The following is a 26,700-nucleotide window of genomic DNA, read 5'->3' as shown; positions in this document are numbered from 1 at the left end:
GACGGTCAGAGCGCTCCGAGCTCGCCGACCGAGGTGACCCGGATGACGGCCCGGCCCTCCTCGTCGGAGGCGGCCAGGTCGACCTCGGCGCTGATGCCCCAGCCATGGTCCCCGTTCGGGTCCGCGAAGGTCTGGCGGACGCGCCACAGGCCGTGCGCCGGGTCCTCCTCGATCTGCAGCAGCTTCGGGCCGCGTGCGTCGGGTCCGGTGCCCAGGTCGTCGTACTCGTCCCAGTACCCGTCCAGGGCCTCGCCCCAGGCATCCGCGTCCCAACCGGACTCGGCGTCCAGCTCGCCCAGCACGTTGACGTGGTCGAGGGCGGCCAGCTCCACCCGACGGAACATGGCGTTGCGGACCAGGACGCGGAAGGCGCGCGAGTTCGCGGTGACCGGCTTGACCTGGTCGGCCTTCTCCTGGGCCTGCTCCGCCGTCTCCACCTCCGGGTTCGCCAGCTGCTCCCACTCGTCCAGCAGGCTGGAGTCGACCTGGCGGACCAGCTCGCCGAGCCAGGCGATCAGGTCCTGGAGGTCCTCGGACTTGAGGTCGTCGGGGATGGTGTGGTCCAGCGCCTTGAACGCGCTCGCCAGGTAGCGCAGCACGATGCCCTCGGTGCGGGCCAGCTCGTAGAAGGAGGTGAACTCGGTGAAGGTCATCGCGCGTTCGTACATGTCGCGGATGATCGACTTCGGCGAGACCGGGTGGTCGCGCACCCACGGGTGGCTCTTCGCGTACACGTCGTAGGCGTGCGAGAGCAGCTCTTCGAGCGGCTTGGGATAGGTGACGTCCTGGAGACGCTCCATCCGCTCCTCGTACTCGATCCCGTCGGCCTTCATCTGGCCGACCTGGATGCCGCGCTCCTTGTTCTGCTGGGCGGCGAGGATCTGCCGCGGGTCGTCCAGCGTGGACTCCACGACGGAGACCATGTCCAGCGCGTAGGAGGGGGACTCCGGGTCCAGCAGGTCGAAGGAGGCCAGGGCGAAGGTGGACAGCGGCTGGTTGAGCGCGAAGTCCTGCTGGAGGTCGACGGTGAGCCGGATGGTGCGGCCCTCCGCGTCCGGGGTGTCGAGCTTCTCGACCACACCGCCGTCCAGCAGCGAGCGGTAGATCGCGATGGCCCGGCGGATGTGCCGCAGCTGGGCCTTGCGGGGCTCGTGGTTGTCCTCCAGCAGGTGGCGCATCGCCTGGAAGGCGTCGCCGGGACGGGCGATCACCGACAGCAGCATGATGTTGGTGACCTTGAAGCGCGAGGTGAGCGCCTCGGGGTCGGCGGCGATCAGCTTCTCGAAGGTGGTGTCCGACCAGGCGACGAAGCCTTCGGGAGCCTTCTTGCGCACCACCTTGCGGCGCTTCTTCGGGTCGTCGCCCGCCTTCGCGAGCGCCTTCTCGTTCTCGATGACGTGCTCGGGGGCCTGGGCCACCACATAGCCCGCGGTGTCGAAGCCGGCTCGCCCGGCGCGCCCCGCGATCTGGTGGAACTCCCGGGCGCGCAGGGTCCGGACCCGGTTGCCGTCGTACTTGGTGAGGGCGGTGAACAGCACCGTGCGGATCGGGACGTTGACGCCGACCCCGAGGGTGTCCGTACCGCAGATGACCTTCAGCAGACCGGCCTGGGCGAGCTTCTCGACGAGGCGGCGGTACTTGGGCAGCATGCCCGCGTGGTGCACACCGATGCCGTGCCGGACGTAGCGGGAGAGGTTCTGGCCGAACTTGGTGGTGAAGCGGAAGTTGCCGATGAGATCGGCGATCTTGTCCTTCTCCTCGCGCGTGCACATGTTGATGCTCATGAGCGACTGCGCCCGCTCGACCGCCTGGGCCTGGGTGAAGTGCACGATGTAGACCGGGGCCTGCCGGGTCTCCAGCAGCTCGGTGATCGTGTCGGTGATCGGGGTGGTGACGTACTCGTACGAGAGCGGGACGGGCCGGGTCGCGGAGCGGACCACCGAGGTGGGCCGACCGGTACGCCGGGTCAGGTCCTCCTCGAACCGCTTCATGTCGCCGAGGGTCGCCGACATCAGGATGAACTGCGCCTGCGGCAGCTCCAGCAGCGGGATCTGCCAGGCCCAGCCGCGGTCCGGCTCGGCATAGAAGTGGAACTCGTCCATCACGACCTGGCCGATGTCGGCGTGCTTGCCGTCGCGCAGGGCGATGGAGGCCAGCACCTCGGCGGTGCAGCAGATCACCGGAGCGTCCGCGTTCACGGACGCGTCGCCGGTCAGCATGCCGACGTTCTCGGTGCCGAACAGCTTGCACAGGTCGAAGAACTTCTCCGACACCAGCGCCTTGATCGGAGCCGTGTAGAAGGTCACCTTGTCCTGCGCCAGGGCGGTGAAGTGCGCACCGGCCGCCACCAGGCTCTTGCCGGAGCCGGTCGGCGTGGACAGGACGACGTTCGCCCCGGAGACGACCTCGATCAGCGCCTCCTCCTGAGCCGGGTACAGGGTGATGCCCTGGTCCTCCGCCCACGAGGAGAAAGCCTCGAAGAGGGCATCGGGGTCGGCGTTCGGCGGGAGCTGATCAATGAGGGTCACACCCCCCATCTTGCCTGGCTTCCCCCCGGATCAGGGAACCGGCGGACGGAACGAAGATCACCGACGGTACGCTGTGCCGTCGATGCGGCCCGAACGAAACAGTCGACCGGGCCCGACCACACACCAGCGGGGCGGGAAACGACCATGATGGGTCCGGCGCACTCACTGTCCGGTGCAGCGGCCTGGCTGGGGGTGGGCGCGGCCACCGCGGCCGCCGGCCACCCCATGCCCTGGCCGGTCCTCGTCGTCGGCGCGCTGATCTGCGCAGGGGCGGCCCTCGCCCCCGACCTCGACCACAAGTCGGCGACGATCTCGCGCGCCTTCGGACCGCTCTCCAAAGGCGTGTGCGAGGTGGTCGACAAGATCTCCTACGCCGTCTACAAGGGCACCCGCTCCAAGAAGGACGCCCGCCGCACCGGCGGCCACCGCACCCTGACGCACACCTGGCTCTGGGCCGTGCTGATCGGCGGCGGGGCCTCCCTGCTCGCCGTCACCGCCGACCGCTGGGGTGTCCTCGCCCTGCTCTTCGTGCATCTGGTGCTGGCGGTCGAGGGCCTGCTGTGGCGGGCCGCCCGGATGTCCAGCGACGTCCTGGTCTGGCTGCTCGGCGCGACCAGCGCCTGGATCCTCGCCGGCGTGCTCGACCAGCCGGGCAACGGTGCGAACTGGCTGTTCACCGGTACCGGCCAGGAATACCTCTGGCTCGGCCTGCCGATCGTGCTCGGGGCCCTGGTCCACGACATCGGCGACGCGCTCACCGTCTCGGGCTGCCCGGTCCTGTGGCCGCTGCCGATCGCCGGTAAGCGCTGGTACCCGATCGGCCCGCCGAAGGCGATGCGCTTCCGTGCCGGCAGCTGGGTGGAGCTGAAGGTCCTGATGCCGGTCTTCATCCTGCTGGGCGGCTTCGGCGGAGCCTCGGCCCTCGGCTTCATCTGACCCAGCTACCGGTAGGGGCGGGGGCGGGACCGCGTCCCACCCCCCCCCCCGCCGGTACCCCCGCGTCCTGGCCCGGCTCAGCCGTGCCAGGAGCGCCACAGGGCCGCGTACGCCCCGTCGGCCGCGACCAACTCGTCGTGCGAGCCGAGTTCGCTGATCCGGCCACCCTCGACCACCGCGATCACATCCGCGTCGTGCGCGGTGTGCAGCCGGTGGGCGATGGCGATGACCGTACGGCCGTCCAGCACCCGGGCCAGTGAGCGCTCCAAGTGCCGTGCCGCGCGCGGGTCCAGCAGCGAGGTGGCCTCGTCCAGCACCAGCGTGTGCGGATCGGCCAGCACCAGCCGGGCCAGCGCGATCTGCTGCGCCTGCGCCGGGGTCAGCGTCGTGCCGCCGGAACCGACCTCGGTGTCCAGGCCCGCCTCCATGGCCCGGGCCCAGCCGTCGGCGTCCACCGCGGCCAGCGACGCCCACAGCTCGGTGTCCCCGGCGTCCGACCGCGCGAGGCGGAGATTGTCCCGCAGCGTGCCCACGAACACGTGGTGCTCCTGGTTGACCAGCGCCACGTGCTCGCGCACCCGCTCCGCGGGCATCCGTGACAGCCGCGCCCCGCCCAGGGTGACCTCGCCGGTCCGAGGCGCGTAGATGCCCGCGAGCAGCCGCCCCAGGGTGGACTTGCCCGCGCCCGAGGGGCCGACCAGCGCCATCCGGGTGCCCGGCGGCACGGACATCGACACCTGGTGCAGGACGTCCACGCCCTCCCGGTAGCCGAAGTGGACCTCCTGGGCCCGCACGTCCCGGCCCTCGGGCGCCACCTTCGCGTCCCCGGCGTCCGGTTCGATCTCCCGCACACCCACCAGGCGGCCGAGCGAGACCTGGGCGACCTGCAACTCGTCGTACCAGCGCAGGATCAGACCGATCGGATCGACCAGCATCTGCGCGAGGAGCGCACCCGTCGTCAGCTGCCCGACCGACATCCAGCCCCGCATCACGCAGAACCCGCCGATCAGCAGCACCGAGCCGAGGATCGTCACGAAGGTGACGTTGATGACCGGGAAGAGGACCGTCCGCAGGAACAGCGTGTACCGCTCCCACGCCACCCACTGCGAGATCCGCCGCTCCGACAGCGCGATCCGCTCCGGCCCGAGGCGGTGCGCCTCGACCGTGCGGCCCGCGTCCACCGTCTCGGTGAGCACGGCCGAGACCGCCGCGTAGCCGGCCGCCTCCGATCGGTACGCCGACGGCGCCCGCCGGAAGTACCAGCGGCAGCCGATCACCAGTACCGGCAGCGCCACCAGCGCGGCGAGCGCCAGCGGCGGCGCGGTCACCGCGAGCGCCCCGAACAACAGCCCCGCCCACACCACGCCGATCGTCAGTTGCGGCACGGCCTCGCGCATGGCGTTCGCCAGCCGGTCGATGTCGGTGGTGATCCGCGACAGCAGGTCACCGGTACCGGCCCGCTCCAGCACGCCCGGCGGCAGACCCACCGACCGCACCAGGAAGTCCTCGCGCAGATCGGCCAGCATCTCCTCCCCGAGCATCGCCCCACGCAGCCGGACCAGCCGGACGAAGAACGTCTGGACCGCCAGCGCCAGCGCGAACAGCAGGGCCACACGCCCCAGATGCAGCTCGCGCGCCCCCGCCGAGAGGTCGTCCACGACCTGGCCCAGCAGGTACGGACCGGCCATGGAGGCGATCACCGCGGCCGCGTTGACGCTCACCAGCACCACGAAGGCCCGCCGGTGGCGCCGGAACAGGCCGCGCACATAGCCCCGTACGGTCGCCGATGTGCCCACGGGCAGGGTCGCGGCCGACTCGGGAGCGGCCGGGTCGTACTCCGGCGGCGCCACGCCGATCATGCGGATTCCTCGATCTCTGTGAGTGCTTCTTCCAGCTCTGTCAGTTCCAGCCCGCCGAGCCGCTGCTCCTCGTCGGTCTCACGGGTGACGACCGCCCGGTAGCGCGGCTCGGACCGCAGCAGATCCCGGTGGGTGCCGACGGCCGCCACCGTGCCCTCGTCGATGAGCACGACCCGGTCCGCGCGGTCCAGCAGCAGCGGCGAGGACGCCAGTACCACCGTGGTCCGGCCGGCGCGCAGGGCCGCGACGCCGTCCGCGATCCGCGCCTCGGTGTGCGAGTCGACCGCGGAGGTCGGCTCGTCGAGCACCAGCACCTCCGGGTCCGTGACCAGGGACCGTGCCAGCGCCAGCCGCTGACGCTGGCCGCCCGAAAGGGACCGGCCGCGCTCGGTGATCCGGGCGTCCATCGGGTCCTCCACCCCGTCCGGCGCCGACTGCAGCAGCGCGTCCAGGACGTCCGCGCACTGGGCCGCGTCCAGCGCCGCGGCGGACTCGACCGCCCCGGAGGCCGGTACGTCGAACAGCTCCCGCAGGGTCCCGGACAGCAGCACCGGATCCTTGTCCTGTACGAGGACCAGGGTGCGCGCGGTGTCCAGGTCGAGCTCGTCCAGCGCGACCCCGCCGAGGAGCACGGACGGCGCCCCGACCGGGTCGGCCGTGGTCTCGGCGGTCGTCGCCGCCGGCGACGGCGCCCCGGCCTCCGCCTCCGCGCCCGTATCCGAGGCCGCGGCCTCGTCCATCGGGTGGCCGCCCAGGCGTTCGGCGAGCCGCCCCGCCAGGTCCGGGTCCCCGCAGACGACGGCGGTGAACCGCCCCGCGGGGGCCAGCAGCCCGGTCCGCGGGTCGTACAGGTCCCCGCCCGGCGCCGGCGCCCGCACCGGCTCGGTGCGCGCGGTGCGCTCGGTGGCGGCGACGGCGTCCGTCCGGTTCAGTGACAGCACCCGGGCGGCGCGCTTGGCGGAGGGACGGGAGAAGGAGTACGCCATGGCGATCTCCTGGAAGTGCCGCAGAGGATAGAGCAGGGTCGCCACCGCGCTGAACGCGGCGACGAGTTCGCCCACCGCGATGCGCCCGTCCGAGACGAGCGTGGCGCCGTACCAGACCACCGTGATCATCAGGGCGCCCGGGAGCACCACCTGGATCGCGGAGATCAGCGCCCACATCCGCGCGCTGCGCACGGCCGCCTTGCGGACCTCCTGCGAGGCCTCGCGGTAGCGCCCGAGGAAGAGTTCCTCACCCCCGATGCCGCGCAGCACGCGCAGGCCCGCGACGGTGTCGGAGGCCAGCTCCGTGGCCTTGCCCGCCTTCTCCCGCTGCACGTCGGCGCGTCGGGTGGCGCGCGGCAGCAGGGGCAGCGGGGCCAGGGCGATCAGCGGAACGCCGATGGCCACGACCACACCGAGCTCCGGGGCGAAGAACAACAGGCCCACGCAGACCAGGACGACGGAGAAGAGGGCCGCGAGGAAACGCGAGACCGCCTCGACGAACCATCCGATCTTCTCCACGTCGCCCGTGGAGACGGCGACCACCTCACCCGCGGCGACCCGTCGGGTGAGGGCGGAGCCCAGCTCGGCCGTCTTGCGCGCGAGGAGCTGCTGCACCCGGGCCGCGGCGGTGATCCAGTTGGTGACGGCGGTGCGGTGGAGCATCGAGTCGCCGACCGAGATGGCGACCCCGATGGCCAGGAGCAGCGCGCCGACGAGCAGCAGCCGGTTCGGCTCGTGGTCGACCACCGCGTCGACGCCGAGGCCCACCGCGTACGGCAGGGCGGCGACGCCGGTGAAGTGCAGCATTCCCCAACACAGGCTCTTGAGCTGGCCGCCGAGTTGACCGCGCCCCAGCCACAGCAGGAACCGGGGGCCGGAACGAGCGTCGGGTACCCCTGGATCCGGATACGGAAGATCGCTGATCTGCATGACGCCCCATGACTGGTCGAGTGGTCCAAACCGAGCAAGGTTCGCCTTCCGGACCGGTGCCGGGCAATCGATTTTCCGCGGGACGCCCGCCGCGGCCAGCAGGTTTACGGCGTCGGGTGGCGGCGTGGCGCCTGGTCACGGGGGTCGCACGCCCCGGCGCTCAGGGGCGGGTGGCGTGCTCCAGTTCGAGCAGAGCGGAACGGTAACTCCGCCCCGTCGCCCGGTCCATGCCCACCTCGCACATCCGGTTCGCCGACAGATGCGCGTCGAAGGTCCGCGCGGTCACCTCCGCCGCCTCGCGCGCCGTCGCCGAGGCCGTCAGCTCCGGATGCAGCATGCCCCGGTCGCCCGCGAAGGCGCAGCAGCCCGCGTCGTCGGGGACCACCACCTCCTCGGCGCACGCCTCGGCGACCGCCCGCAGCCGGTCCTCGTCGCCGAGGTGCCGCATCGAACAGGTGGGGTGGAGCACGGCGGATCCCACCGTGCGGCGGATCTCCAGCCGCGGCAGCAGCTCGTCGGCGGCCCACACGATCGAGTCGAGGACCCGCAGCTCCGCGTGGAGGGCCCGGTTCTCCGGTGTCAGGTACGGGACCACCTCGCGCGCGATGCCCAGCGTGCAGGAGGAGGCGTCGACGACCAGCGGCAGCAGCCCGCCGGCCGTCCAGCCCCAGGCCGCCTCGACGATCCGGTTGGCCATCACCCGGGTGCCGGCCTCGTAGCCCTTGGAGTGCCAGATCGTCGCGCAGCAGGTGCCGCCGACGTCACCGGGGACCCAGACGGGCCGGCCGGCCCGCTCCGACACGGCGACCACGGCCTGGGGCAGCGAGGGGCCGGGCCGGCCCTCCGGGCCGCCGAAGATCCGGTTGACGCAGGCCGGGTAGTACACGGCCGCGGCGCCCACCCGCCGGGTCGTCGGCAGGTGCCGCGCCGCGGCGCCGGGGAGCTCCGCGAGCCACCGCGGGACCAGGTCCGGGCGTACGGCCTTGCGCGCGGCCCCGGTGACCGCCGCCAGCAGCGGGTCCCCGACCCGGGAGGGGATGCGGTCGGCGGCCGCCACCGTCAGTCGGGCGGCGGACTCGGCGGCCCCGAACCGCCGGGCGGCCAGGGCGGCGGCCGCCTCCTCGCGCGGGCTGTGCCGGCGGTGGCGGAAATCCTTCATCAGCGCCCCGGTGTCGATGCCGACCGGGCAGGCGAGCTTGCAGGTGGAGTCGCCCGCGCAGGTGTCCACCGCGTCGTAGCCGTAGGCGGCGAGCAGCCCGTCCAACACGGGGGAGCCGGGCTGCTGGCGCATCATCTCGCGGCGCAGCACGATCCGCTGGCGCGGAGTGGTCGTCAGGTCCTGGCTGGGGCAGACCGGTTCGCAGAAGCCGCACTCGATGCAGGGGTCGGCCACCGCCTCCACCTGCGGAATGGTCTTCAGCCCGCGTAGATGGGCGCGGGGGTCGCGGTCGAGCAGGACACGCGGCGCGAGCACCCCGTCCGGGTCGACGAGCCGTTTGGTGCGCCACATCAGGGCGGCGGCCACGGGGCCCCATTCCAGCTCCAGGAAGGGGGCCATGTTGCGGCCCGTGGAGTGCTCCGCCTTCAGGGAGCCGTCGAACCGCTCCACGGTGAGCCGGCAGAAGGCCTCCATGAAGGCCCCGTACCGCTCGACGTCGGCGGGGTCGGAGGCGTCGAAGGCGAGCAGGAAGTGCAGGTTGCCGTGGGCCGCGTGGCCGGCGACGGCCGCGTCGAAGCCGTGCTCCGCCTGGAGCGCGAGGAGCGCCTCGCAGGCTTCGGCCAGCCGGGCCGGCGGCACCGCGAAGTCCTCGGTGATCAAAGTGGTGCCCCGGGCGCGGGCGCCGCCGACGGCGGTGACGAAGGCCTTGCGGGCCTGCCAATAGCCGCCGACCGTCCGCGGGTCGCCGGTGAAGGTGTTGGTGATCGACGCCACCGGGGCGACCAGGTCGAGCCCCTCCAGGACCCGGGCGGCCCGGTCCGCGCAGGCGTCCCGGCCGGCCCGGTCCGCGGCCCGGAACTCCACGAGCAGGGCCGTGGTCGCGCGGGGCAGGTCCGCCCAGTCGGACGGCACCCCGGCGACGCTGACGGAGGCGCGCAGGGTGTTGCCGTCCATCAGCTCGACGGCGACGGCGCCCGCTTCGTTGAACAGCGGCACGGCCGCGGCCGCCGCGGGCAGCGAGGGGAAGAACAGCAGGGCCGAGCAGACCTCGCGGTCGAGCGGGAGGGTGTCGAGGACGACCTCGGAGATGAAGGCGAGGGTGCCCTCCGAGCCGACCATGAGCCCGCGCAGGATCTCGACGGGGGTGGTGCCGTCCAGATAGGCGTCGAGGCGGTAGCCGGTGGTGTTCTTGATCTCGTACTTGGCGCGGATCCGGGCGACCAGCGCGGGATCGGCCTCGATCTCCCGCTTGATCTCCATCAGCCCGTGGCACAGGGCCGGCTCGGCGCGTGACAGTTCCTCGTCGGCGAGCGGGTCGGCGGTGTCCACGACGGTGCCGCCGGGCAGGACGAAGGTGAGGGAGGAGAGCGTGCGGTAGGAGTCGCGGGTGGTGCCCGCCGTCATGCCGGACGCGTTGTTGGCGACGACGCCGCCCAGGGTGCAGGCGGCGGCGCTGGCCGGGTCGGGGCCGAGGATCCGGCCGTGCCGGGCGAGGGCCGCGTTGGCCCGGGCCACGGTGGTGCCGGGTCGGATCCGGGCCCGCCGGCCCTCCTCCAGCACCTCGATCCCGGCCCAGTGGCGGCGTACGTCGACCAGGATGTCCTCGCCCTGGGCCTGGCCGTTGAGCGAGGTCCCGGCGGCCCGGAAGACGACCTCGCGCTGCCGGCCGTGGGCGTACGAGAGCACCGCGGAGATGTCGTCGATGTCCTCGGCGATCACCACGACCTGGGGGACGAAGCGGTACGGGGAGGCGTCGGAGGCGTAGCGGACCAGGTCGGAGACCTTCCACAGCACCTTCTCGGGGCCGAGCAGCTCGGTCAGCTCGGTGCGCAGCGGTTCGGGCGTGCCGCCGGACCGGTGCCCGGGGAGCCTGTCGGGGGCGGGGGCACGGACGCCACGGGGGCGCAGGGCCCCCGGCTTCGGTTCCAGCAGCGGCATCTGCGACCCCTCGCGTCGTGGAGGCCCCCGGGTGGCCTACTCAGCAGGTGTGCTCCGCCGGGGCGTCCGACAGGGCGTTCAGCAGCCCGCCGAGCACCTCGCGCTGGTCGGCGGTCAACGGAGCCAGGATCTCCTCCGCCGCGTCGGTTCGCGCGTTGCGCAGCCGGCGCAGCGTGGCGCGGCCGGTGTCGGTGAGCTCGATCCGGATGACGCGGCGGTTGGCGGGGTCGGGCGCGCGCCGTACGCAGTCGGCCGCCTCCAGGCCGTCCACGAGGGTGGTCACCGCGCGCGGGACGACTTCCAGGCGGGCGGCGAGATCCGCCATACGGGGTGCCTGCTCGCCCTCGTAGTGCGAGACGAGGCGCAGCAAACGACTCTGGGCGGGAGTGATCCCGAGCGGCACCATGTGGCGCTTCTGGATCCGGTGCAGCCTGCGCGTCAGGCGCAGGAGCTGTTCGGCGAGGAGGCGATCGCTGTCGGAGGCGGAGCTCATGCGGGAACAATATCAGGATGCCGTTCATTGTGAGCATAGGTAACAATGACCTATGCTCCAATGGTCCCGACCTCGCCGAAGGGGACCTGCGCGTAGACCCGACCGACCCGACAACCGACCTCCGACCCCCGAGAGGGTGCCCATGCCGCACGACGAACCGAAGTGGATCCCATCGAAAGAGCCCATCGACCCCGCCCGTCCCGCCCCGGCGGAGCAGCCGCGTGAGCTGCGCCGCATCGTGGGGCTGTTCCGGCCCTACCGCGGCCGGCTCGCCGTCGTCGGCCTGCTGGTCGGCGCCTCCTCACTGGTCGGCGTCGCCTCACCGTTCATGCTCCGCGAGATACTCGACGTCGCGATCCCGCAGGGCCGCACGGGGCTGCTCAGCCTGCTCGCGCTCGGCATGATCCTGACCGCCGTCGTCACCAGCGTCTTCGGCGTGCTCCAGACCTTCATCTCCACCACCGTCGGCCAGCGCGTCATGCACGACCTGCGCACCGCCGTCTACGCGCAGCTCCAGCGGATGCCGCTGGCCTTCTTCACGCGGACGCGCACCGGGGAGGTGCAGTCCCGCATCGCGAACGACATCGGCGGCATGCAGGCCACCGTCACCTCCACCGCGACCTCCCTCGTCTCGAACCTGACGGCCGTCATCGCCACGGTGGTCGCCATGCTCGCGCTCGACTGGCGGCTCACCGTGGTCTCGCTGCTCCTGCTGCCCGTCTTCGTGTGGATCAGCCGGCGGGTCGGACACGAGCGCAAGAGGATCACGACGAAGCGGCAGAAGCAGATGGCCGCCATGGCCGCGACGGTCACCGAGTCGCTCTCGGTGAGCGGCATCCTGCTCGGCCGCACCATGGGCCGCTCCGAGTCCCTCACCGCCGCCTTCTCCGCGGAGTCGGAGAAGCTCGTCGACCTCGAGGTGCGCTCCAGCATGGCCGGGCGCTGGCGGATGTCCACGATCGGCATCGTCATGGCCGCGATGCCCGCGCTCATCTACTGGGCGGCCGGCATAGCCCTGCAGACGGGCGCCCCCTCGCTCTCCGTCGGCACCCTCGTCGCCTTCGTCACGCTCCAGCAGGGCCTGTTCCGGCCCGCCGTGAGCCTGCTGTCGACCGGCGTGCAGATACAGACCTCCCTCGCGCTGTTCGCCCGCATCTTCGAGTACCTCGACCTGCCGGTCGACATCACCGAGCGCGCGGACCCGGTGCGGCTGGACCGGGCCAAGGGTGAGGTCACCCTGGAGGACGTGCACTTCGCCTACGAGGCCAAGAACGGTCCGACCCTCACAGGGATCGACATCACCGTCCCGGCCGGCGGATCCCTCGCCGTCGTCGGCCCGACCGGCTCCGGCAAGAGCACGCTCAGCTACCTGGTGCCCCGGCTCTACGACGTCACCGGCGGACGGGTCGCCCTCGACGGGGTGGACGTGCGCGATCTCGACTTCGACTCGCTGGCCCGCTCGATCGGCGTGGTCTCCCAGGAGACCTATCTCTTCCACGCCTCGGTCGCCGACAACCTGCGCTTCGCCAAGCCGGACGCCACCGACGAGGAGATCACCGAGGCGGCCCGCGCGGCCCAGATCCACGAGCACATCGCCTCCCTGCCCGACGGGTACGACACCCTGGTCGGCGAGCGCGGCTACCGGTTCTCCGGAGGCGAGAAACAACGCCTGGCCATCGCCCGCACCATCCTGCGGGATCCGCCGGTGCTGATCCTCGACGAGGCCACCAGCGCCCTGGACACCCGCACCGAGCACGCCGTCCAGCGGGCCATCGACAACCTCTCCGCCGGACGCACCACCATCACCATCGCCCACCGCCTCTCCACCGTCCGCGACGCCGACCAGATCGTGGTGCTGGACGCCGGGCGCATCGCCGAACGCGGCACCCATGAGGAGCTGCTGAAGGTCGACGGTCGCTACGCCGCCCTGGTCCGCCGGGATCGGGACGCCGCGCTGACGCCCGAGCCGCCGGAGGGCTTCCAGCTGGCTCCGGTAAACGTGTGACCGTATGACAGGCACGCGGGTCGGGTGCCGGAAATATGACAAATCGGGGGTTAGCTTTCCCGTATGCGTCATGAGAACCGGCCGCCGCAGCGCCGTTCCCGGCTGACCCGCCGGGGCCGGCTGGCGCTCTTCCTCGGCACGCTGCTCGCCCTCGGCGCGGCGGTCCTGATACCGATGCTGCGCGGAGGCGACGTACCGGAGACGCCACGTCGGCTGCTGATCCCCGAGGGCTGGCGGGCCCAGCAGGTGTACGCCGCGGTCGACCGCGAGCTGAAGCTCCCGCCGGGATCCACGAAGGCGGCGGTGGCCACCACCGGGCTGGCACTGCCCGCGGAGGCCAAGGGCAATCCGGAGGGCTACCTCTTCCCGGCGACGTACCCGCTGACCTCGAAGTCCACCCCGGCCACCCTCCTCACGCACATGGTCCGGACGGCGAACGAGAAGCTCGCCACCCGGGCCGTCGCCGACGGCGGCAAAGCCCACGGAATGACCCCCTACCAGACGGCCACCCTCGCCAGCATCATCGAGGCGGAGGCCGAGGGCCGCGCCGACATGGGCAAGGTCGCACGGGTGGTGCACAACCGGCTGGCGAAGTCGATGCCGCTCCAGATGGACTCCACCATCAACTACGCGCTGAACCGCAGCACCGTGGACACCAAGCTGAGCGACACCCGGATCGACAGCCCCTTCAACAGCTACGAACGCCAGGGGCTGCCACCCACGCCGATCGACAACCCCGGGCTGGCGGCGATGGCGGCCGCGGTCGCCCCGACACCCGGCGACTGGTTGTTCTTCGTCACCGTCAAGCCGGGCGACACCCGCTTCTCGGCGACCTATGAGGAACACAAGAAGCACGTCGCGGAGTTCAACCGGATCCGCGCGGGCGCGGGCCCCCGCACAGGTCAGGCCGGTCCCACCGGGAAATGAGGGGCGCCGGCCCCGGCAGCGGCTCTACGATCGGCGGCCTGCCGGACGCGTCGACCGAGGGGGCCGAGAGCCGTGAACTGGCCATGGAGAGCGAAACCGCAGCGCGGCGGGCCGGCGGCCCGCGCCGAGGAACCCGCACGCGCCGAGGAACCCGCACGCGCCGAGGAATCCGCCGGCGCCGAGCAGGCCGAGCAGGCCGAAACGGCCCGGCGGCATGCGATCGAAGAACGCTGGGGAGGGCAGACGGCGGCCTGGGCGGACTGGCTGGCCCGTTCCCCGGCCGGCGTGGACCTGTACCTGTGGTGGCAGAAGCGGAACGACCTCGTTCCGCTCGTCGGCGAGGAGCGCTACCAGGTCCGCCTCGCCGAACTGCTCTCCCGGGCGGCCCCCCGTGATCTCGCGGTCATGGGACTCGGCTGTTCCCGGCGCGTCGACCGGGCCTGCCGCGCCCCCGAGATCTGCGGGCAGGATCCCGAGCCGCGGCCGGACGGTCGCCCCTACCACCGCAGCGGTCCCGTCCCGGGGGCGTGCAGCTCCTTCATCGACTGCTACAGCCCGCACGAGATCCGGGTCCGGTTCAACGGCGACGACCGCCACAGCGCGGTGATGCTGCTCCGGGGCGGACCCAGCAGGGCGCTGCTGTGGGTGGACGGTGTGCCCGTCCTGGAGGGGGAGTGGCTGGACAACGGCGGCCACTGGCTCGACGAGCGGTTCTTCGTCATTCGGGTCGGTGGCCCGGACGACCACCCCGAGCAGGGGTACACCTCCATCGGCCAGTGGCTCTACGACATCGTGTCCCTCCTGGTCTACGACGCCGAGCTGCGGATCCCGTACGTCCTGGTCCCCGGGCCGACGGAGAACTGGCGCGACCCGGTCGTCGAGGTGCGGGACGGGACGGTCCGCGTCTACGTGGACGAGGGGGCGCAGGCCGCCTCCACCCCGGACCGGGAGTTCCCCGTCGGGGCGCCCGGGGCGGGGTGAGGAGTGACGCCGATCAGGTGGTCGGGCCCCCGAAATCGGGCAGGGTGACCGAGCCGTCAGCGGCGAGGGGGAATCCCGGGTTGTGCGCGACTTCCCGGCAGTGGCCGTCCGGGTCGGTGAAAGCACCGGAGTAGAACCCGATCGCGTTGACGGCCGTGGGCTTGGTGACGGTGCCGCCCGCCCGTCGTACCGCGGCCGGCAGCTCGTCCACCTCGGCCTCGGAGCGGACGTTGTGGGCGAGGGCGATCCCCCCGAACCCCCCGGTCCCCCCGATCCCCCGACCGGTCCGGGGTCGACCCCGCAGTCGCGAGCCGGTTGCTCCCGGTCCCACAGCACCAGGGCGAGCCCGCCGGCCTGGAAGAAGACGGTTTCCTCGACCTCCTGTCCCCGCCTGCCCAGGGCCTCGTAGCGAGCACGGTAGAACGCCGCGGGGTGCGGCGCCGTGCGGCTGCCCCGGCCGCACGCTCAGTCGCCGGAGTAGGCCTGGGCCACCGCGTAGGTGTCCTCGTAGAGGTGATGGCGGGTGATCCGCCAGTCCCGGACCGTGGCGTGCAGGGCGAACGCGGTGTCGATGTCCCGGCCCGTCCTCCTGACCTCGGACACCATGCGGCCGAGGAGCACCACGTCGTCGCCCTCGGCGATGACCTGGCGGAGCTCGAACGCCTTGGTCCGCACGTGGGTTCCCAGCAGCTCGAAGAACGTCCGCATGCCGTCCGGAGAGTCGACCTCCGGAACCCACGGAAGGCCCGGCGGGTGCGGGATCGAGAACGACACCGAGTCGGCGAACAGGGCCGCCGCCTGCGCGCTCTTCCCCTCGGCCGGCAGCGGGAACAGGCGTTGTACGGTCTGCGCCGGTGAGGGGGTCGTCATACCCGTCGACCCTCCGCGGGCAGGCGATGCCGACGCCGGATGCGCACCGGTGATGTCGAGGCAGCGGCGACCCGGGAGATCCCGGTGGATCAGCCCACCGGTACCCCCGCCGCTTCGCGGCCGAGGAGCCGGCGGATCTCGCGGACCGCGGCGCCGCCCGCACGGTTGGCACCGATGGTCGACGCCGACGGGCCGTAGCCCACCAGGTGGATCCGCTCGTCGCGTACGGCCCGGGTCCCCTCGACCCGGATGCCGCCGCCCGGCTCGCGCAGGCGCAGCGGGGCGAGATGGTCGACGGCCGCCCGGAATCCGGTGGCCCACAGGATCACGTCCGCGTCCATGTGGCTCCCGTCCGCCCAGGTGACACCGGTGGGGGTGATCCGGTCGAAGACGGGCCTCCGGTCGAGCACGCCCGAGGCCAGCCCGGCCCGGACGGCGTCGTTCAGCGGGAGTCCCGTCACGCTGACCACGCTCTGCGGCGGCAGGCCTCGGCGCACGCGGTCGTCCACCAGGGCCACCGCGGCCCGCCCCTCGGCCTCGCCGAAGCTCCCGTCGCGGAAGACCGGGGGCCGCCGGGTCACCCAGGTGGTCTCCGCCGCCACCTCGGCGATCTCCAGCAGGTGCTGCACCGCCGAGGTGCCCCCGCCGACGACGATCACCCGCGCCCCGGCGAACTCGCGCGGCCCCGGATAGTTCGCGGTGTGCAGCTGGCGGCCGCGGAAGGTCTCCTGGCCCGGGTAGCGCGGCCAGAACGGCCGGTCCCAGGTTCCGGTGGCGTTGATCAGGGCCCGCGCCGACCAGACGCCGGCCGAGGTCTCCACGCGCAGCCGCTCCACGTCCCCCTCGCGTACGGCGGACACGTCCACGGGGCGGCGTACGCGCAGGTCGAAGCGGTCCTCGTAGGCGGCGAAGTACTCCCCGATGACCTGTGAGGACGGCCGGAGCGGGTCGGCGCCCGTCAGCTCCATGCCGGGCAGGGCGTGCATGCCGTGGACCTTGCCGTAGGTGAGCGAGGGCCAGCGGAACTGCCAGGCCCCGCCCGGGCGGGGTGCGTGGTCCAGGACCACGTGGTCGAGCCCCGCCCGGCCGAGGTGGTAGGCGCTGGACAGGCCCGCCTGCCCGGCGCCGATGACCACGACGTCCACGTCCACGTCCACCGGCACATCCGCGTCCCGCCGCATGTTGTTCACGGTTCTACCAACTTCGGGCGGGTGTCGGATCTTCCCGAGTCACGGCGTCGGCCGTCGCGCGGGCCGTTCACCCGCTCAGCGGCCGCCGCCGTCGCGCGGGGCGGTGCCGGTGGGACGCAGGGTCGCCAGGACCGGACCGGTCGGCTGCAAGGTGAGCCCGGGGAAGACCCCGGCCCGGGTGCTCCCGCTGTCCAGGTGGAACCGCTGCGCCAGCACCGCCAGTACGAGCGCGGCCTCCACCAGCGCGAACCGCGCGCCCAGGCAGGCCCGCGGGCCGCCGCCGAAAGGGAACCAGGCGTGCTCGGGCACCGGATGCGGGGCGTCCGCGTCCCACCGCTCCGGGCGGAAGACCTCCGGGTCCGGGAACCACCGGGCGTCGCGGTGCATCGACCAGGGGCTGGTCCACACCGAGGTCCCCGCCGGTATCGCGCGCCCGCCGAGGGTCGCGCCCTCCGTGGCCACCGCCGAGATCAGCCAGATCGGCGGATAGATCCGCAGGGCCTCCTTGACCACCTGCTGGGTCCAGGGCAGCCGCGCGTAGTCGTCGTAGGTAGGCAGCCGCCCGCCGAGCACCCGGTCGAGCTCCTCGGTCAGCCGGGCCCGTGCCGACGGTGCCCCCGACAGCAGCTGCCAGGCCCAGGTCAGGGTGGTCGAGGTGGTCTCGTGGCCGCCGATGTAGAGGGTGATCGACTCGTCCCGCAACTCCTTGCGGGAGAGGGGGCCGCCGGTCTCGTCACGGGCCGCGAGCAGCCGGCTCAGCAGGTCGTCCCGTTCCGCACCGGCGCTCGACGCCGCCTCGTGCTCCCGGATGACGTGCTCGATCTCCCGGTCGAGCACCGCCACCGCCTCCCGCATCCGGCGCCGCCCGGGCGTGCGCACCCACGGCGGCAGGAACAGCGTCAGCCCGCGGAACTCCGCGCCCAGTTCCCGCTGCGCCGTGGCCATGGCCGCGCTGATGGGCCCCTCCCGGCCGGCGGCGTCGCTCCCGAACAGCGTGCGCACCGCGATCCGCTGGGTGAGTCCGGCCATCTCCCGGTGCACGTCGATCCGTCGGCCCGCGCGCCAGACGCTCGCCAGGTCATCCGCGCACTCGACCATCGTCGCGGCGTACGAGCGCACCTGGCGCGGCCGTACGGCCGGCTGGACCAGCGCGCGCTTGCGCCGCCAGTCGTCCCCGGTGGCGACGACCACCCCGTTGCCCAGCAACTGGCGGAAGGCCCAGCCCAGTTCCGTCGGCCGAAAGGTGGACTCGACGGCTCCGAGCAGCTCCCCGGCGTGCTCGGGCCGGGAGACCAGGATGTTGCGCCGGCGGCCGAGGGCCCAGGGCACCCAGTCGCCGTAGCCGTCACGCAGGGACTCGAAGAAGGCCAAGGGGTCGCGGGCGAAGGCGGGGAGGTTGCCGAGCAGCGGCCAACGGCGCGGTCCGCCGCTGCGGGCGTCCGGGGTCAGGGTCGCGGTCACGCAGGCATGGTGACAGTCGCCCCCGCAGGCCGCCAGAGAGCGGACAAGGTCTCCTCGGCGACGCGGTGGCCACCCTGGTGGCCCCCTCGGCCGGCTACGCGGTCCGGCGTGCGGACAGCCAGTCGTACGCCGCGTCCGCGCTGAACTGCGGCTGCCCGCCCGGGAAGAGGAGTCCGGCGGAGGCGAAGGCCGGGTCCCCCGCGATGGCCGGGGTGTACGGGACCGCCACGCAGGCCATGCCCGCGGCGTGCGCGGCCCGCGCCCCGGGCGCCGCGTCCTCGACGACCACGCAGTCGGCGGGCTCGGCGCCCAGCCGACGGGCCGCCTCCAGGAACACGTCCGGAGCGGGCTTGCCCCGCGCCACCTCCTCGGCGGAGACCGTCGTCGTCAGCAGCGCGTCCAGCCCCGTGCCCGACAGCACCGCGTCGATCGCCTCCAGCGAGGATCCGGAGGCCACCGCCATCGCCACGCCCTCGCCGTGCAGCCGCTCGACGAACCCCCGCATCCGCGGGAAGACCTCGGTCCGGGTGCGGGCCAGCTCCAGGTAGGCGGCGTTCTGCTCGGCGAGCAGCTGCTCGACCGGAGCCCGGATCCCGTACCGGTCCCGCAGGATCTCCAGGGTCTCCCGCGTGCCGATGCCGATGAAGCGGGAGTGCTGCTCCCACGTGAAATCGGGGACCCCGTGCCGCTCCAGGGTGCGGCGCCCGGACTCGTAGTAGTTGGGCTCGCTGTCCACGAGGGTGCCATCGAGATCGAATATGACGGAAATCATCCGTTACGCCCGTCCTGCAGGTCGCGTCCTGTTTCGATAATCCTGTCAGGTTTTGCTGGCATTTCTGCCCACGGATTCGACCAGTGGCAACAAGCGGTGCGGCACCCGCTCGCGCAGCGCCACCTCCGTACGGGTGCGGACCACGCCCGGGAGCTGGATCAGCCGCTGGATCACGTCCTCCAGGTGCCCGTTGTCCCGGGCCGCCACCCGCGTCAGCAGGTCCCCGCCACCGGTGATCGAGAAGGCCTCGATGATCTCGGGCACGGCGGCCAGCGCGTCCCCCACGTCGTCCAGATGTCCCTGCGTGACCTCGATGTGCACGAAGGCCAGCACCGGATGGCCCAGCGCGGCGGGGGAGAGCACCGGCCCGGTGCCGGTGATCACGCCGGTGCGCTCCAGCCGGTCCAGCCGCGCCTGCAAGGTGCCGCGCGCGACGCCGAGGATCCGGGCGTACTCGCGGACACTGGTGCGCGGCTGCTCGATCAGCAGGCGCAGAATTCTGGTGTCGAGCTCGTCCACCGCCACGCCCCGACTGTACCAATGGCCCCGTTCACCCCGATGGTTCCCGGCCAGGTGCCTGGTCGGTGTGCAGCCCGGGCTGACTCCGGTAGAGCAGGCCCACGACCAGCACCGTCGCGCCGGCCGGCAGCAGCAACCAGCCCACGGTCGCACCGGCCCGCAGCAGCAGCGCCCCGAGGAACCCGCCGGCGAACATGGCCAGGACGGAGAGGCCGCGCAGCTTCCAGCCGGCCGTCCCGAACCCGTACGTGTTCTCCCGCCCCATGGCCGTCGCGCCGATGAAGGCGGTCATGGACCGGGTGACCAGCGTCGTCGGTACGCCGGGCACGTTCGCCCGCATGATCGTGGTGTTGCGCAGCCCCATCGCCAGGGCCAGGACCGCCATCGCCGCCAGATGCCGTAGGGCCGGGGATCCGTACTGCGCGACCAGCCCCCAGCCGATGCCCGCGGCGGTCAGGATCAGTACCGCCTCGGTGAGGAGGCCGATGACGAACCAGCGCCTCCCCCGGACCTCGGTCACGGACTCCAGGTGCGACCCGCACACCACCCCGACGACGAACGCGGCCAACGAGACCCCGGGCGCCAGCGTCTCCAGCCGCCCCGCCCCGGCCGCCCCGAAGGCCACGAACAGCACATTGCCCGTCTGCATCGCCGTGAAGGCCGGCCCGAGCGCCAGCAGGCTCACCGCCTCCACCAGCCCGGTCACCCCGGTCAGTACGACCATCAGCGCGGGCATGTGCGGGGGGAGCAGCGGCGGACCGGTCCTCCGCCCGGCCTCCCGGTTCTCGTCCATGACGCCCGACAGTGACACGCCCGCCCGGGTGCTCCCGCGTCGACATGCCGCAAGGCATAGGGTCCGAAGGATGAGTGACCTGTTGCTGGTGAGGCACGGCGAGACCGCCTGGAGCGCGAACGGGCGGCACACGGGACGCACCGACCTGCCGTTGACCGCGCGCGGGGTCGAGGAAGCCATCTCGCTGGCCCCCTTCTTCCGGGACCAGCGGCCCGCCCTGGTGCTGACCAGCCCGCTGCGCCGGGCCGTCGCCACCGCCGAACTCGCCGGGCTCACCGGCGGCGAGACCGACCCCGACCTGTACGAATGGGACTACGGCGGCTACGAGGGGATCACCACCGCGGAGATCCGCGAGAACACGCCGGACTGGTCCCTGTGGACCCACGGCGTCCCGCCCGGCGACGCCGAGCACCCGGGCGAGAGCGCCGCCCAGGTGGGCGCCCGCGCCGACCGCGCCCTGGCCCGCGTCGCCCCCGTGCTCCGCGCCGACGGCGGCGACGTGGTGCTCGTCGCGCACGGCCACTTCCTGCGCGTCCTCACCGCCCGCTACCTACACCTGGAGCCCGAACACGGCCGGCTGTTCCTGCTGCGCACCGGCACGGTCAGCGTGCTCTCCACGGAACACGACCTCCCGGTGATCGCGGGCTGGAACACCCGCCCCTGACCGCGGCGCCGACCGCGGCCGGCTCGCCTCGCGCGGGGCTGCCGTGTGCGTGACCATTCGTACATGGGTCACGACTCGTACACGGACGACGGCAGTGCGGGTGCCGGACCGGAGGGCTTGGACGCGAGGCTCAAGGCCAACGCGATCGGCTTCCTCGACGCACTCGTCATCGGCCTGAACTCCACCTCGCCCGCCTACTCCCTGGCCGCCGTCCTCGGCCCGATCGTGGCGCTGGCCGGTATCTACGCGCCCGGCGTGATGCTGGCCTCCTTCGTCCCGATGCTGCTCATCGCCGCCGCCTTCTACTACCTCAACAAGGTCGACCAGGACTGCGGGACGACCTTCTCCTGGGTCACCCGCGCCATGGGCCCCTGGGCGGGTTGGCTCGGCGGCTGGGCCATCGCCATGACCGGCGTCCTCGTCATCGGCTCCCTCGCGGACGTCGCCGTGAACTTCGGGCTGCTCGCCGTCGGACTCGACAGCTGGGCCGCCAACGCCTGGATCCGGCAGGGCCTCACCGTCGCGGTGATCCTCGCCATGACCCTCATCTGCGTCATCGGCACGGAACTCTCGGCCCACCTGCAGGACGTCCTGATCCTCGCCCAGGTCTTCTTCCTGCTGGCCTTCGCCGTGGTCGCCATCTACCGCGTCTACGCCGACACCAGCACCCTGGACTCGATCGAGCCGTCCCTCAGTTGGCTCAACCCCTTCGGCGCGGGCGGCGCCGCCCTCACCGGCGGGCTGCTGCTCGGCGTGTTCATCTACTGGGGCTGGGAGTCGGCGGTCAACCTCACCGAGGAGGTCGAGAACTCCGCCACCGCGCCCGGCAAGGCGGGCATCTGGTCGACCGTGATCCTCCTGGTCACCTACCTGTCCGTGGGCTTCGCGGTCGTCGCCTACGCGGGCACCGCCTACCTCGCCGAGAACGCGGGCGAGGAGGAGGCCATCTTCGCGGTCCTGGCCCACGAGGTCATGGGCGGCTGGGACTGGGTGGTGCTCCTCGCCGTCTGCACCTCGGCCCTCGCCTCCACCCAGACCACGATCATCCCCGCCTCCCGCACCGCCCTGTCCATGGCCCGCCGGCACGCGCTGCCGCACCGGCTCGCGCACATCCACCCCAGGTTCCGCACCCCGGACGTGAGCACGTGGTGGGTGGCCGGCATCGCCATCGGCTGGTACCTCGTCGTCAACCAGATCAGTGAGAACGCGCTCCTGGACTCGCTCACCGCGCTCTCCCTGCTCATCGCGTTCTACTACGCGCTCACCGGCCTGGCCTGCGCCATCTACTACCGCCGCCATCTCCTCGAGAACGTCCACAACTTCGTGCTCATCGGACTCGGCCCGGTGATCGGCGCCGGCCTGCTGGCCTGGCTGCTGGTGGAATCGATCGGCGACATGTCCGACCCGGAGAACTCCGCCGGCGGGGTCTCCTGGTTCGGCCTCGGCCCCCCGCTGGTCATCGGCATCGGCATCGCGCTCGTGGGCGTGGCCGTCATGTGCTTCTGGCGGGTCCGGGACGGCAGGTTCTGGCAGGAGCGGCGCGGCGTCGTCGACCCGGAACTCGTCCACGCAGGGAAGCACCAGTCCTCTTAGGAGCCCCGATGTCCGTGGTCCTTGGATACGACGAGTCACCGGGCGCGGAGCGGGCCCTGCAGGTGGCGCTGGAGGTGGCCACCGCCTTCGGCGAACCCCTCGTCCTCGTCTACGGCGCGGCCGCCCCGGGCGCCACCGGCGAGGAGTCCCGCGCCCACCGCGAAGCCGTCCGCCAGGCGGGCCGCAGCGCGCTGGCGCACGCCGTCGAGGAGGCCGACGCCGCCGGGGTGCCCTCCACGGTCGAGGTGGCCGACGAGAAGCCCGCGCAGGCCCTGCTGGACGCCGCCGAGCGCCACCGGGCCCGCGTCATCATCGTCGGCAGCTGGGGCGACAGCCCGCTGCGCGGAGCGCTGCTCGGCTCCACCCCGCACAAGCTGCTGCACCTGTCGCCGATCCCGGTGCTGTGCGTGCCGACCGGGCCGGAGGGCGCCTGAACAGCCGTGGTCCGGCCGGGGCGGGCGGACACCCTCCGGTTCCGGTCGGCGGACACCCTCCGCTCCGGTCCGCCCGTCAGGGCCCGGAGAGGGCGTTCTCGGGCTCGGCCTGCGCCGGGGCCCGGCGGCTCACCTCCCTCCCGGCGCGCAGCCGGGTCAGGGCCGGGCTGGTGATCGCCGTCGTCACCAGGGCCATCAGCACCAGCATGGTGAACAGCTGCGGCCCGATGACGCCGAGTTCCAGACCGACGTTGAGCACCACCAGCTCGGTCAGTCCCCGGCAGTTCATCAGGGCGCCGATCGCCAGGGCCTCCCGCCAGGGTCTTCCGCAGGCGCGCGCCGCGCCCGCCGCGCCGCCCCACTTGCCGAGGAAGGCGACCAGGAGGATCGCGGCCGTCCAGAGCCACAGCTCGGGCGCGGCCGTCAGCCCACCGATGTCCGTACGCAGCCCGGTGTGCACGAAGAAGAGCGGCAGCAGCACGGGCACCGTGAACGCGCGCAGCCGGGCCGCCGACGCCTCGATGCGCTGCCCGGTGCGCGGGGTGACCACCCCGAACAGGAACGCCCCGAACAGCGCGTGCACGCCGATCAGGTCGGTGGCCAGCGCGGACAGGCTCAGCCCGCTGAACAGCGCCACCAGGACCGCCGCGTCGCCGGCCCGGTCGGCGCGGGCCGACCAGCGGGCCAGCAGCGGCCGTACCGCATAGAGCATCACCAGGGTGAAGGCCACGGCGAGTCCGGCCGTGGTGGCCGCCTCCATCGGGGACCCGGCACCGGCGAGGGCCACCACCAGGGCCAGCAGGCACCACGCGACGACGTCGTCCACGGCCGCGCAGGCCATGGCGAGCGCGCCGAGCGGAGTCCCGTACAGGCCCCGGTCGATGAGGATCCGGGCGAGGACCGGGAACGCGGTGATGCTCATGGCCACGGCCATGAACAGGATGAACGGCATCCGGCCGACGCCGTCCGGGGCGAAGCCGTCGTACATGGCTATGGCGAGGAGCGCGCCCAGGGCCAACGGCAGCAACATGCCGGCCTGGCTCACGGCCACCGCGACCCTGGTGTGACCGCGCAGGCTCTTCAGGTCGAGCTCCAGCCCGACCAGGAACATGAAGGCGAGCAGCCCCAGTTGTCCGAGCACCGAGGTGTACGGCAGCACGGACGTCGGGAACAGCGCGTGCTGGGCCTGTGGCCAGATCCAGCCCAGCAGCGAGGGGCCCAGCAGGATGCCGGTGGCGATCTCGCCCACCACCGGGGGCTGGCCGAACCGGCGGCAGACGGAGGCTCCGACCTGGCAGGCCAGGATCACCGCCGGGACGGCGATCAGCAGGGCCGGCAGCGGATCAGCGGACGACACGGGTGGCTCCCTCCGGCGCGGCCGGCCGCAGCGCGCCGGGCAGTTCGTGGCGCGCGGCCGACTGCGGGGCCGGCGCCGGGGCCGCGGCCGCCGCGGACCAGGGGGCGTACCGGCGCAGCCCGTAGAGCAGCGGTTCCCGGTCGTCCCGTACGGTCACCCGGCGGGCCTCGGCGAAGACGGCCGTGTGGTCCCCGAAGCCGACGGTTCTCACCACGGCACAGTCCGCGACGGCGTGCGCGTCCGCCGTCAGGTGCGGTCCGCCCGCCCCGAGCGGCAGCCGCCACTCGACGCGGTCGAAGCGGTCGGGCGCCCCGGAGGCGAACAGGTCGGAGGTGCCGCGGGCCCGCTCGTGCAGCAGGTTCACGGCGAAGTGGCCCTCGGCGAGCAGCACCGCGAGGGTGGGGCTCGCCGCCCGTATGCACACCACGAGCGTCGCCGGTTCGAGCGCGACGCTCGCGAGGGAGGTGCAGGTCAGGCCGTGCGGTACGGAATCGGAGTCCAGCGTGGTGACGACGGACACCCCGGTGGGGAAGGCGGCCATGAAGGGACGGAGGTCCATGGGCCGGTCCCCGGCCGACTCGTCCGGTGCGGCGGGGTGGGGCACGGAGCGGTGGGGCATGTCTGACTCCTGAGGTGGCTGAGGCAACTGCGGCCCGGCAGCCGGCGGGAGAGCCGTGCTGCCGGGCCGTGGGAGCGGTGGGCCTTACGCGCCGTGCAACTGGCGCAGGTAGTCGTAGGCGGTGGGCAGCGTCTCCAGCAGGTTCTGCTGTTGGCGCTTGACCGTGTCGAAGAGGGGTTCGGCGCCGGCCACCGAGTCCGGCCGGTGGGCCAGGGAGGGCAGCGGGGCATCCGGCTCCAGGCCGAGCCCCGCGAAGATGCAGTAGTAGCTGCCGTTGGTCCAGAAGTTGCGGAACTCGGCCTCGAAGTTGCCGTAGTACGTCGACTCGTCGGTGATCGGCGAGTTGATGGGCAGACCGGCCTTGTACGCGGAGATCTTCTGCTGGATGTTGTCGGGGAGGGTCAGCTTCTTGTTGGCCTGCCAGAACGGCGTGTCGTTGCGCGGCGCGTAGAAGAAGTGCGCCTGGATGAAGTCGCGGGTGTCGTCGAACATCACCTCGATCTCGTGGTTGAAGCTGTTGATCAGACCGTCGTTGAAGGTCTTGTCCGGGAAGTGCTTGGCCAGCTGGTAGATCGCGGCCGTGATGAAGTAGATGCCGGTCGACTCCAGCGGCTCCAGGAAGCAGGACGACAGGCCGATGCTGACGACATTCTTCACCCACGCGCGGCGGTTGCGGCCGACGCGGAAGCGGATGTGGTTGAACTTCGTCTCCTCCACGTCCAGGCCCCACATGTCCGCGAACTCGGCGGTGGCGGTGTCCTGGTCGGTGAACTTGCTGGAATACACGTAACCGGTGCCGAAGCGCCCCAGCATGGGGATCTTCCACGCCCAGCCGGAGGACATGGCGATCGCGGACGTGTACGGCTCCACGCCGTTCGCCTCGTCGTCGTGCGGGACGGCGGTCGCCACCGCGCTGTCGCACAGCAGGTGGTCGCTCATGTCGATGAAGGGCTCCTCCATCGCCTGGTTGATCAGCAGGCCGCGGAAGCCCGAGCAGTCCACGAACAGGTCGGCGTCCAGGGCCAGTCCGCCCTTGGTGTGCAGGGTGGTCACGTAGCCGCGCTCGTCCTGCTCGACCCGCACCATCTCGTCCTGCACGTGGTTCACGCCCTGCTTCTCGGTGCTGAACCGGCGCAGGAAGTCGGCCACCAGCTGGGCGTCGAAGTGCCAGGCGTACCGGGTGGCCGGCCGGCCGTCGAGCCAGCGCGGCGCCTTCATCGCGTCCATCACCGGGGGCTCGCGGAAGCAGGCGTAGTCGAACGGCTCGGTGGTGCGGCCCTCGTACTTGCGCTTGAACCAGTAGTGCGACAGGGGCGTCTGGTCGTAGTCGGGGAGCAGCCCGAACGGGTGGTAGAAGTGGTCCGGGCCGCCGCCCGGCAGCTCACGGGCGTTCGACTCGCCCTGCCCGTCGGTCCGCCAGTTGACGAAGCGCACGGCCATCTTGAAGCTCGCGTTGCACTCCCGCATCCACTCGTCCTCGGCGATGCCGAGGTAGTCGAAGAAGGAACGCTGCAGGTTGGGCACGGTGGCCTCGCCGACACCGATGCGCGGGATCGTCGGCGCTTCGAGCACGGTGATGTCGACCGTTCCCTGCAGCGCCTTTCCGAGGTATGCGGCCGTCATCCAGCCGGCCGTGCCGCCGCCCAGGATGACGACCTTCTGAAGCCGGGTGTCGCTGCTGGTCAT

General features: G+C 72.4%; 22 protein-coding genes. 7 read left to right on the top strand and 15 right to left on the bottom strand.

Annotated elements, in window-relative coordinates; all coding sequences use genetic code 11:
- Positions 1-5: 5 nt before the first annotated feature.
- A complete protein-coding gene (locus OG624_RS06300; protein ID WP_033214448.1) occupies positions 6-2,528 on the bottom strand; it encodes a DEAD/DEAH box helicase in 2,523 nt (840 codons plus the stop codon).
- A 144-nt stretch (positions 2,529-2,672) separates the two neighbouring features.
- Between OG624_RS06300 and OG624_RS06295 the strand changes: the two genes are divergently transcribed.
- Entirely contained in the window at positions 2,673-3,464 is a 792-nt protein-coding gene (locus OG624_RS06295) for a metal-dependent hydrolase (RefSeq protein ID WP_030732753.1), read from the top strand.
- 77 nt (positions 3,465-3,541) lie between these two features.
- Here the strand turns inward: OG624_RS06295 and OG624_RS06290 are convergent, their stop codons facing one another.
- The 4 genes from OG624_RS06290 to OG624_RS06275 form a co-directional block, all read right to left on the bottom strand.
- On the bottom strand, positions 3,542-5,323 hold the full coding sequence (locus tag OG624_RS06290) for an ABC transporter ATP-binding protein (protein WP_033214211.1): 1,782 nt from the start codon (positions 5,321-5,323) through the stop codon (positions 3,542-3,544).
- Positions 5,320-7,239, bottom strand: a complete 1,920-nt coding sequence (locus tag OG624_RS06285) for an ABC transporter transmembrane domain-containing protein (RefSeq protein WP_371639203.1) — start codon at positions 7,237-7,239, stop codon at positions 5,320-5,322. Before OG624_RS06285 ends, OG624_RS06290 begins: the two co-directional genes overlap by 4 nt.
- Before the next feature lie 160 nt (positions 7,240-7,399).
- Entirely contained in the window at positions 7,400-10,336 is a 2,937-nt protein-coding gene (locus OG624_RS06280) for an FAD-binding and (Fe-S)-binding domain-containing protein (RefSeq protein WP_371639201.1), read from the bottom strand.
- 40 nt (positions 10,337-10,376) lie between these two features.
- Entirely contained in the window at positions 10,377-10,829 is a 453-nt protein-coding gene (locus tag OG624_RS06275; RefSeq protein WP_033214208.1) for a MarR family winged helix-turn-helix transcriptional regulator, read from the bottom strand.
- A 142-nt stretch (positions 10,830-10,971) separates the two neighbouring features.
- Here OG624_RS06275 and OG624_RS06270 point away from each other — a divergent pair, with 142 nt between their 5' ends.
- The 3 genes from OG624_RS06270 (at position 10,972) to OG624_RS06260 (ending at position 14,742) form a co-directional block, all read left to right on the top strand.
- Positions 10,972-12,834 carry an ABC transporter ATP-binding protein gene (locus tag OG624_RS06270; protein WP_051762280.1) on the top strand — a complete coding sequence of 621 codons (1,863 nt, stop codon included), beginning with the start codon at positions 10,972-10,974 and terminating at the stop codon, positions 12,832-12,834.
- 63 nt (positions 12,835-12,897) lie between these two features.
- Positions 12,898-13,761, top strand: a complete 864-nt coding sequence (gene mltG, locus OG624_RS06265; RefSeq protein ID WP_371587338.1) for an endolytic transglycosylase MltG — start codon at positions 12,898-12,900, stop codon at positions 13,759-13,761.
- Positions 13,762-13,833: 72 nt separating this feature from the next.
- Positions 13,834-14,742, top strand: coding sequence for a hypothetical protein (locus OG624_RS06260; protein WP_051762278.1), 909 nt, complete (start codon positions 13,834-13,836; stop codon positions 14,740-14,742).
- Between the two features lie 13 nt (positions 14,743-14,755).
- Here OG624_RS06260 and OG624_RS06255 read toward each other — a convergent pair whose 3' ends face one another.
- The 7 genes from OG624_RS06255 to OG624_RS06225 all read right to left on the bottom strand — a co-directional run bounded on the left by OG624_RS06255 (position 14,756) and on the right by OG624_RS06225 (position 20,347).
- Complete coding sequence (locus OG624_RS06255) at positions 14,756-14,953, bottom strand: hypothetical protein (protein ID WP_371587336.1); 198 nt, start codon at positions 14,951-14,953, stop codon at positions 14,756-14,758.
- A gap of 254 nt (positions 14,954-15,207) precedes the next feature.
- Positions 15,208-15,612, bottom strand: a complete 405-nt coding sequence (locus tag OG624_RS06250) for a nuclear transport factor 2 family protein (RefSeq protein ID WP_033214201.1) — start codon at positions 15,610-15,612, stop codon at positions 15,208-15,210.
- Positions 15,613-15,701: 89 nt separating this feature from the next.
- Positions 15,702-16,793, bottom strand: coding sequence for an FAD-dependent oxidoreductase (locus OG624_RS06245; RefSeq protein ID WP_033214442.1), 1,092 nt, complete (start codon positions 16,791-16,793; stop codon positions 15,702-15,704).
- Positions 16,794-16,877: 84 nt separating this feature from the next.
- On the bottom strand, positions 16,878-18,263 hold the full coding sequence (locus tag OG624_RS06240; RefSeq protein ID WP_051762276.1) for a cytochrome P450: 1,386 nt from the start codon (positions 18,261-18,263) through the stop codon (positions 16,878-16,880).
- Positions 18,264-18,357: 94 nt separating this feature from the next.
- Positions 18,358-19,035 carry an HAD family hydrolase gene (locus tag OG624_RS06235; protein WP_033214200.1) on the bottom strand — a complete coding sequence of 226 codons (678 nt, stop codon included), beginning with the start codon at positions 19,033-19,035 and terminating at the stop codon, positions 18,358-18,360.
- Positions 19,036-19,080: 45 nt separating this feature from the next.
- Positions 19,081-19,560 (bottom strand): Lrp/AsnC family transcriptional regulator, encoded by a 480-nt coding sequence (locus OG624_RS06230; RefSeq protein WP_033214198.1) that lies wholly within the window; start codon positions 19,558-19,560, stop codon positions 19,081-19,083.
- Between the two features lie 25 nt (positions 19,561-19,585).
- Positions 19,586-20,347 carry a YoaK family protein gene (locus tag OG624_RS06225; protein ID WP_051762274.1) on the bottom strand — a complete coding sequence of 254 codons (762 nt, stop codon included), beginning with the start codon at positions 20,345-20,347 and terminating at the stop codon, positions 19,586-19,588.
- Positions 20,348-20,417: 70 nt separating this feature from the next.
- Here OG624_RS06225 and OG624_RS06220 point away from each other — a divergent pair, with 70 nt between their 5' ends.
- The 3 genes from OG624_RS06220 to OG624_RS06210 all read left to right on the top strand — a co-directional run bounded on the left by OG624_RS06220 (position 20,418) and on the right by OG624_RS06210 (position 23,038).
- The gene (locus OG624_RS06220; protein ID WP_033214196.1) at positions 20,418-21,011 is read left to right on the top strand and encodes a histidine phosphatase family protein; all 594 of its coding nucleotides are present in this window, start codon (positions 20,418-20,420) and stop codon (positions 21,009-21,011) included.
- A 63-nt stretch (positions 21,012-21,074) separates the two neighbouring features.
- The gene (locus OG624_RS06215) at positions 21,075-22,604 is read left to right on the top strand and encodes an APC family permease (RefSeq protein ID WP_078908919.1); all 1,530 of its coding nucleotides are present in this window, start codon (positions 21,075-21,077) and stop codon (positions 22,602-22,604) included.
- A gap of 8 nt (positions 22,605-22,612) precedes the next feature.
- Positions 22,613-23,038 (top strand): universal stress protein, encoded by a 426-nt coding sequence (locus tag OG624_RS06210; protein ID WP_033214194.1) that lies wholly within the window; start codon positions 22,613-22,615, stop codon positions 23,036-23,038.
- Positions 23,039-23,114: 76 nt separating this feature from the next.
- On the opposite strand, the gene OG624_RS06205 is transcribed toward OG624_RS06210, so the two are convergent.
- The 3 genes from OG624_RS06205 to OG624_RS06195 all read right to left on the bottom strand — a co-directional run bounded on the left by OG624_RS06205 (position 23,115) and on the right by OG624_RS06195 (position 26,700).
- On the bottom strand, positions 23,115-24,395 hold the full coding sequence (locus tag OG624_RS06205) for a cation:proton antiporter domain-containing protein (protein ID WP_371639199.1): 1,281 nt from the start codon (positions 24,393-24,395) through the stop codon (positions 23,115-23,117).
- The gene (locus tag OG624_RS06200) at positions 24,382-25,014 is read right to left on the bottom strand and encodes a flavin reductase family protein (protein ID WP_063733865.1); all 633 of its coding nucleotides are present in this window, start codon (positions 25,012-25,014) and stop codon (positions 24,382-24,384) included. Before OG624_RS06200 ends, OG624_RS06205 begins: the two co-directional genes overlap by 14 nt.
- 84 nt (positions 25,015-25,098) lie before the next feature.
- Positions 25,099-26,700 carry a tryptophan halogenase family protein gene (locus OG624_RS06195; RefSeq protein WP_033214192.1) on the bottom strand — a complete coding sequence of 534 codons (1,602 nt, stop codon included), beginning with the start codon at positions 26,698-26,700 and terminating at the stop codon, positions 25,099-25,101.

The organism is Streptomyces virginiae (genome assembly GCF_041432505.1).
Lineage (GTDB): Bacteria > Actinomycetota > Actinomycetes > Streptomycetales > Streptomycetaceae > Streptomyces > Streptomyces virginiae_A.
The sequence above is the reverse complement of the archived record's forward strand: the minus strand, read 5'-3'. Positions and strand labels throughout refer to the sequence as shown.

What these genes read in the sequence shown, in the direction of transcription:
- OG624_RS06295 (WP_030732753.1), top strand. Translation starts at nt 2,673, where the DNA reads ATGATGGGTCCGGCGCACTCACTGTCCGGTGCAGCGGCCTGGCTGGGG.
- OG624_RS06290 (WP_033214211.1), bottom strand. Translation starts at nt 5,323, where the DNA reads ATGATCGGCGTGGCGCCGCCGGAGTACGACCCGGCCGCTCCCGAGTCG.
- OG624_RS06285 (WP_371639203.1), bottom strand. Translation starts at nt 7,239, where the DNA reads ATGCAGATCAGCGATCTTCCGTATCCGGATCCAGGGGTACCCGACGCT.
- OG624_RS06280 (WP_371639201.1), bottom strand. Translation starts at nt 10,336, where the DNA reads ATGCCGCTGCTGGAACCGAAGCCGGGGGCCCTGCGCCCCCGTGGCGTC.
- OG624_RS06275 (WP_033214208.1), bottom strand. Translation starts at nt 10,829, where the DNA reads ATGAGCTCCGCCTCCGACAGCGATCGCCTCCTCGCCGAACAGCTCCTG.
- OG624_RS06270 (WP_051762280.1), top strand. Translation starts at nt 10,972, where the DNA reads ATGCCGCACGACGAACCGAAGTGGATCCCATCGAAAGAGCCCATCGAC.
- mltG (WP_371587338.1), top strand. Translation starts at nt 12,898, where the DNA reads ATGCGTCATGAGAACCGGCCGCCGCAGCGCCGTTCCCGGCTGACCCGC.
- OG624_RS06250 (WP_033214201.1), bottom strand. Translation starts at nt 15,612, where the DNA reads ATGACGACCCCCTCACCGGCGCAGACCGTACAACGCCTGTTCCCGCTG.
- OG624_RS06245 (WP_033214442.1), bottom strand. Translation starts at nt 16,793, where the DNA reads ATGCGGCGGGACGCGGATGTGCCGGTGGACGTGGACGTGGACGTCGTG.
- OG624_RS06235 (WP_033214200.1), bottom strand. Translation starts at nt 19,035, where the DNA reads ATGATTTCCGTCATATTCGATCTCGATGGCACCCTCGTGGACAGCGAG.
- OG624_RS06225 (WP_051762274.1), bottom strand. Translation starts at nt 20,347, where the DNA reads ATGGACGAGAACCGGGAGGCCGGGCGGAGGACCGGTCCGCCGCTGCTC.
- OG624_RS06220 (WP_033214196.1), top strand. Translation starts at nt 20,418, where the DNA reads ATGAGTGACCTGTTGCTGGTGAGGCACGGCGAGACCGCCTGGAGCGCG.
- OG624_RS06215 (WP_078908919.1), top strand. Translation starts at nt 21,075, where the DNA reads ATGGGTCACGACTCGTACACGGACGACGGCAGTGCGGGTGCCGGACCG.
- OG624_RS06210 (WP_033214194.1), top strand. Translation starts at nt 22,613, where the DNA reads ATGTCCGTGGTCCTTGGATACGACGAGTCACCGGGCGCGGAGCGGGCC.
- OG624_RS06200 (WP_063733865.1), bottom strand. Translation starts at nt 25,014, where the DNA reads ATGCCCCACCGCTCCGTGCCCCACCCCGCCGCACCGGACGAGTCGGCC.
- OG624_RS06195 (WP_033214192.1), bottom strand. Translation starts at nt 26,700, where the DNA reads ATGACCAGCAGCGACACCCGGCTTCAGAAGGTCGTCATCCTGGGCGGC.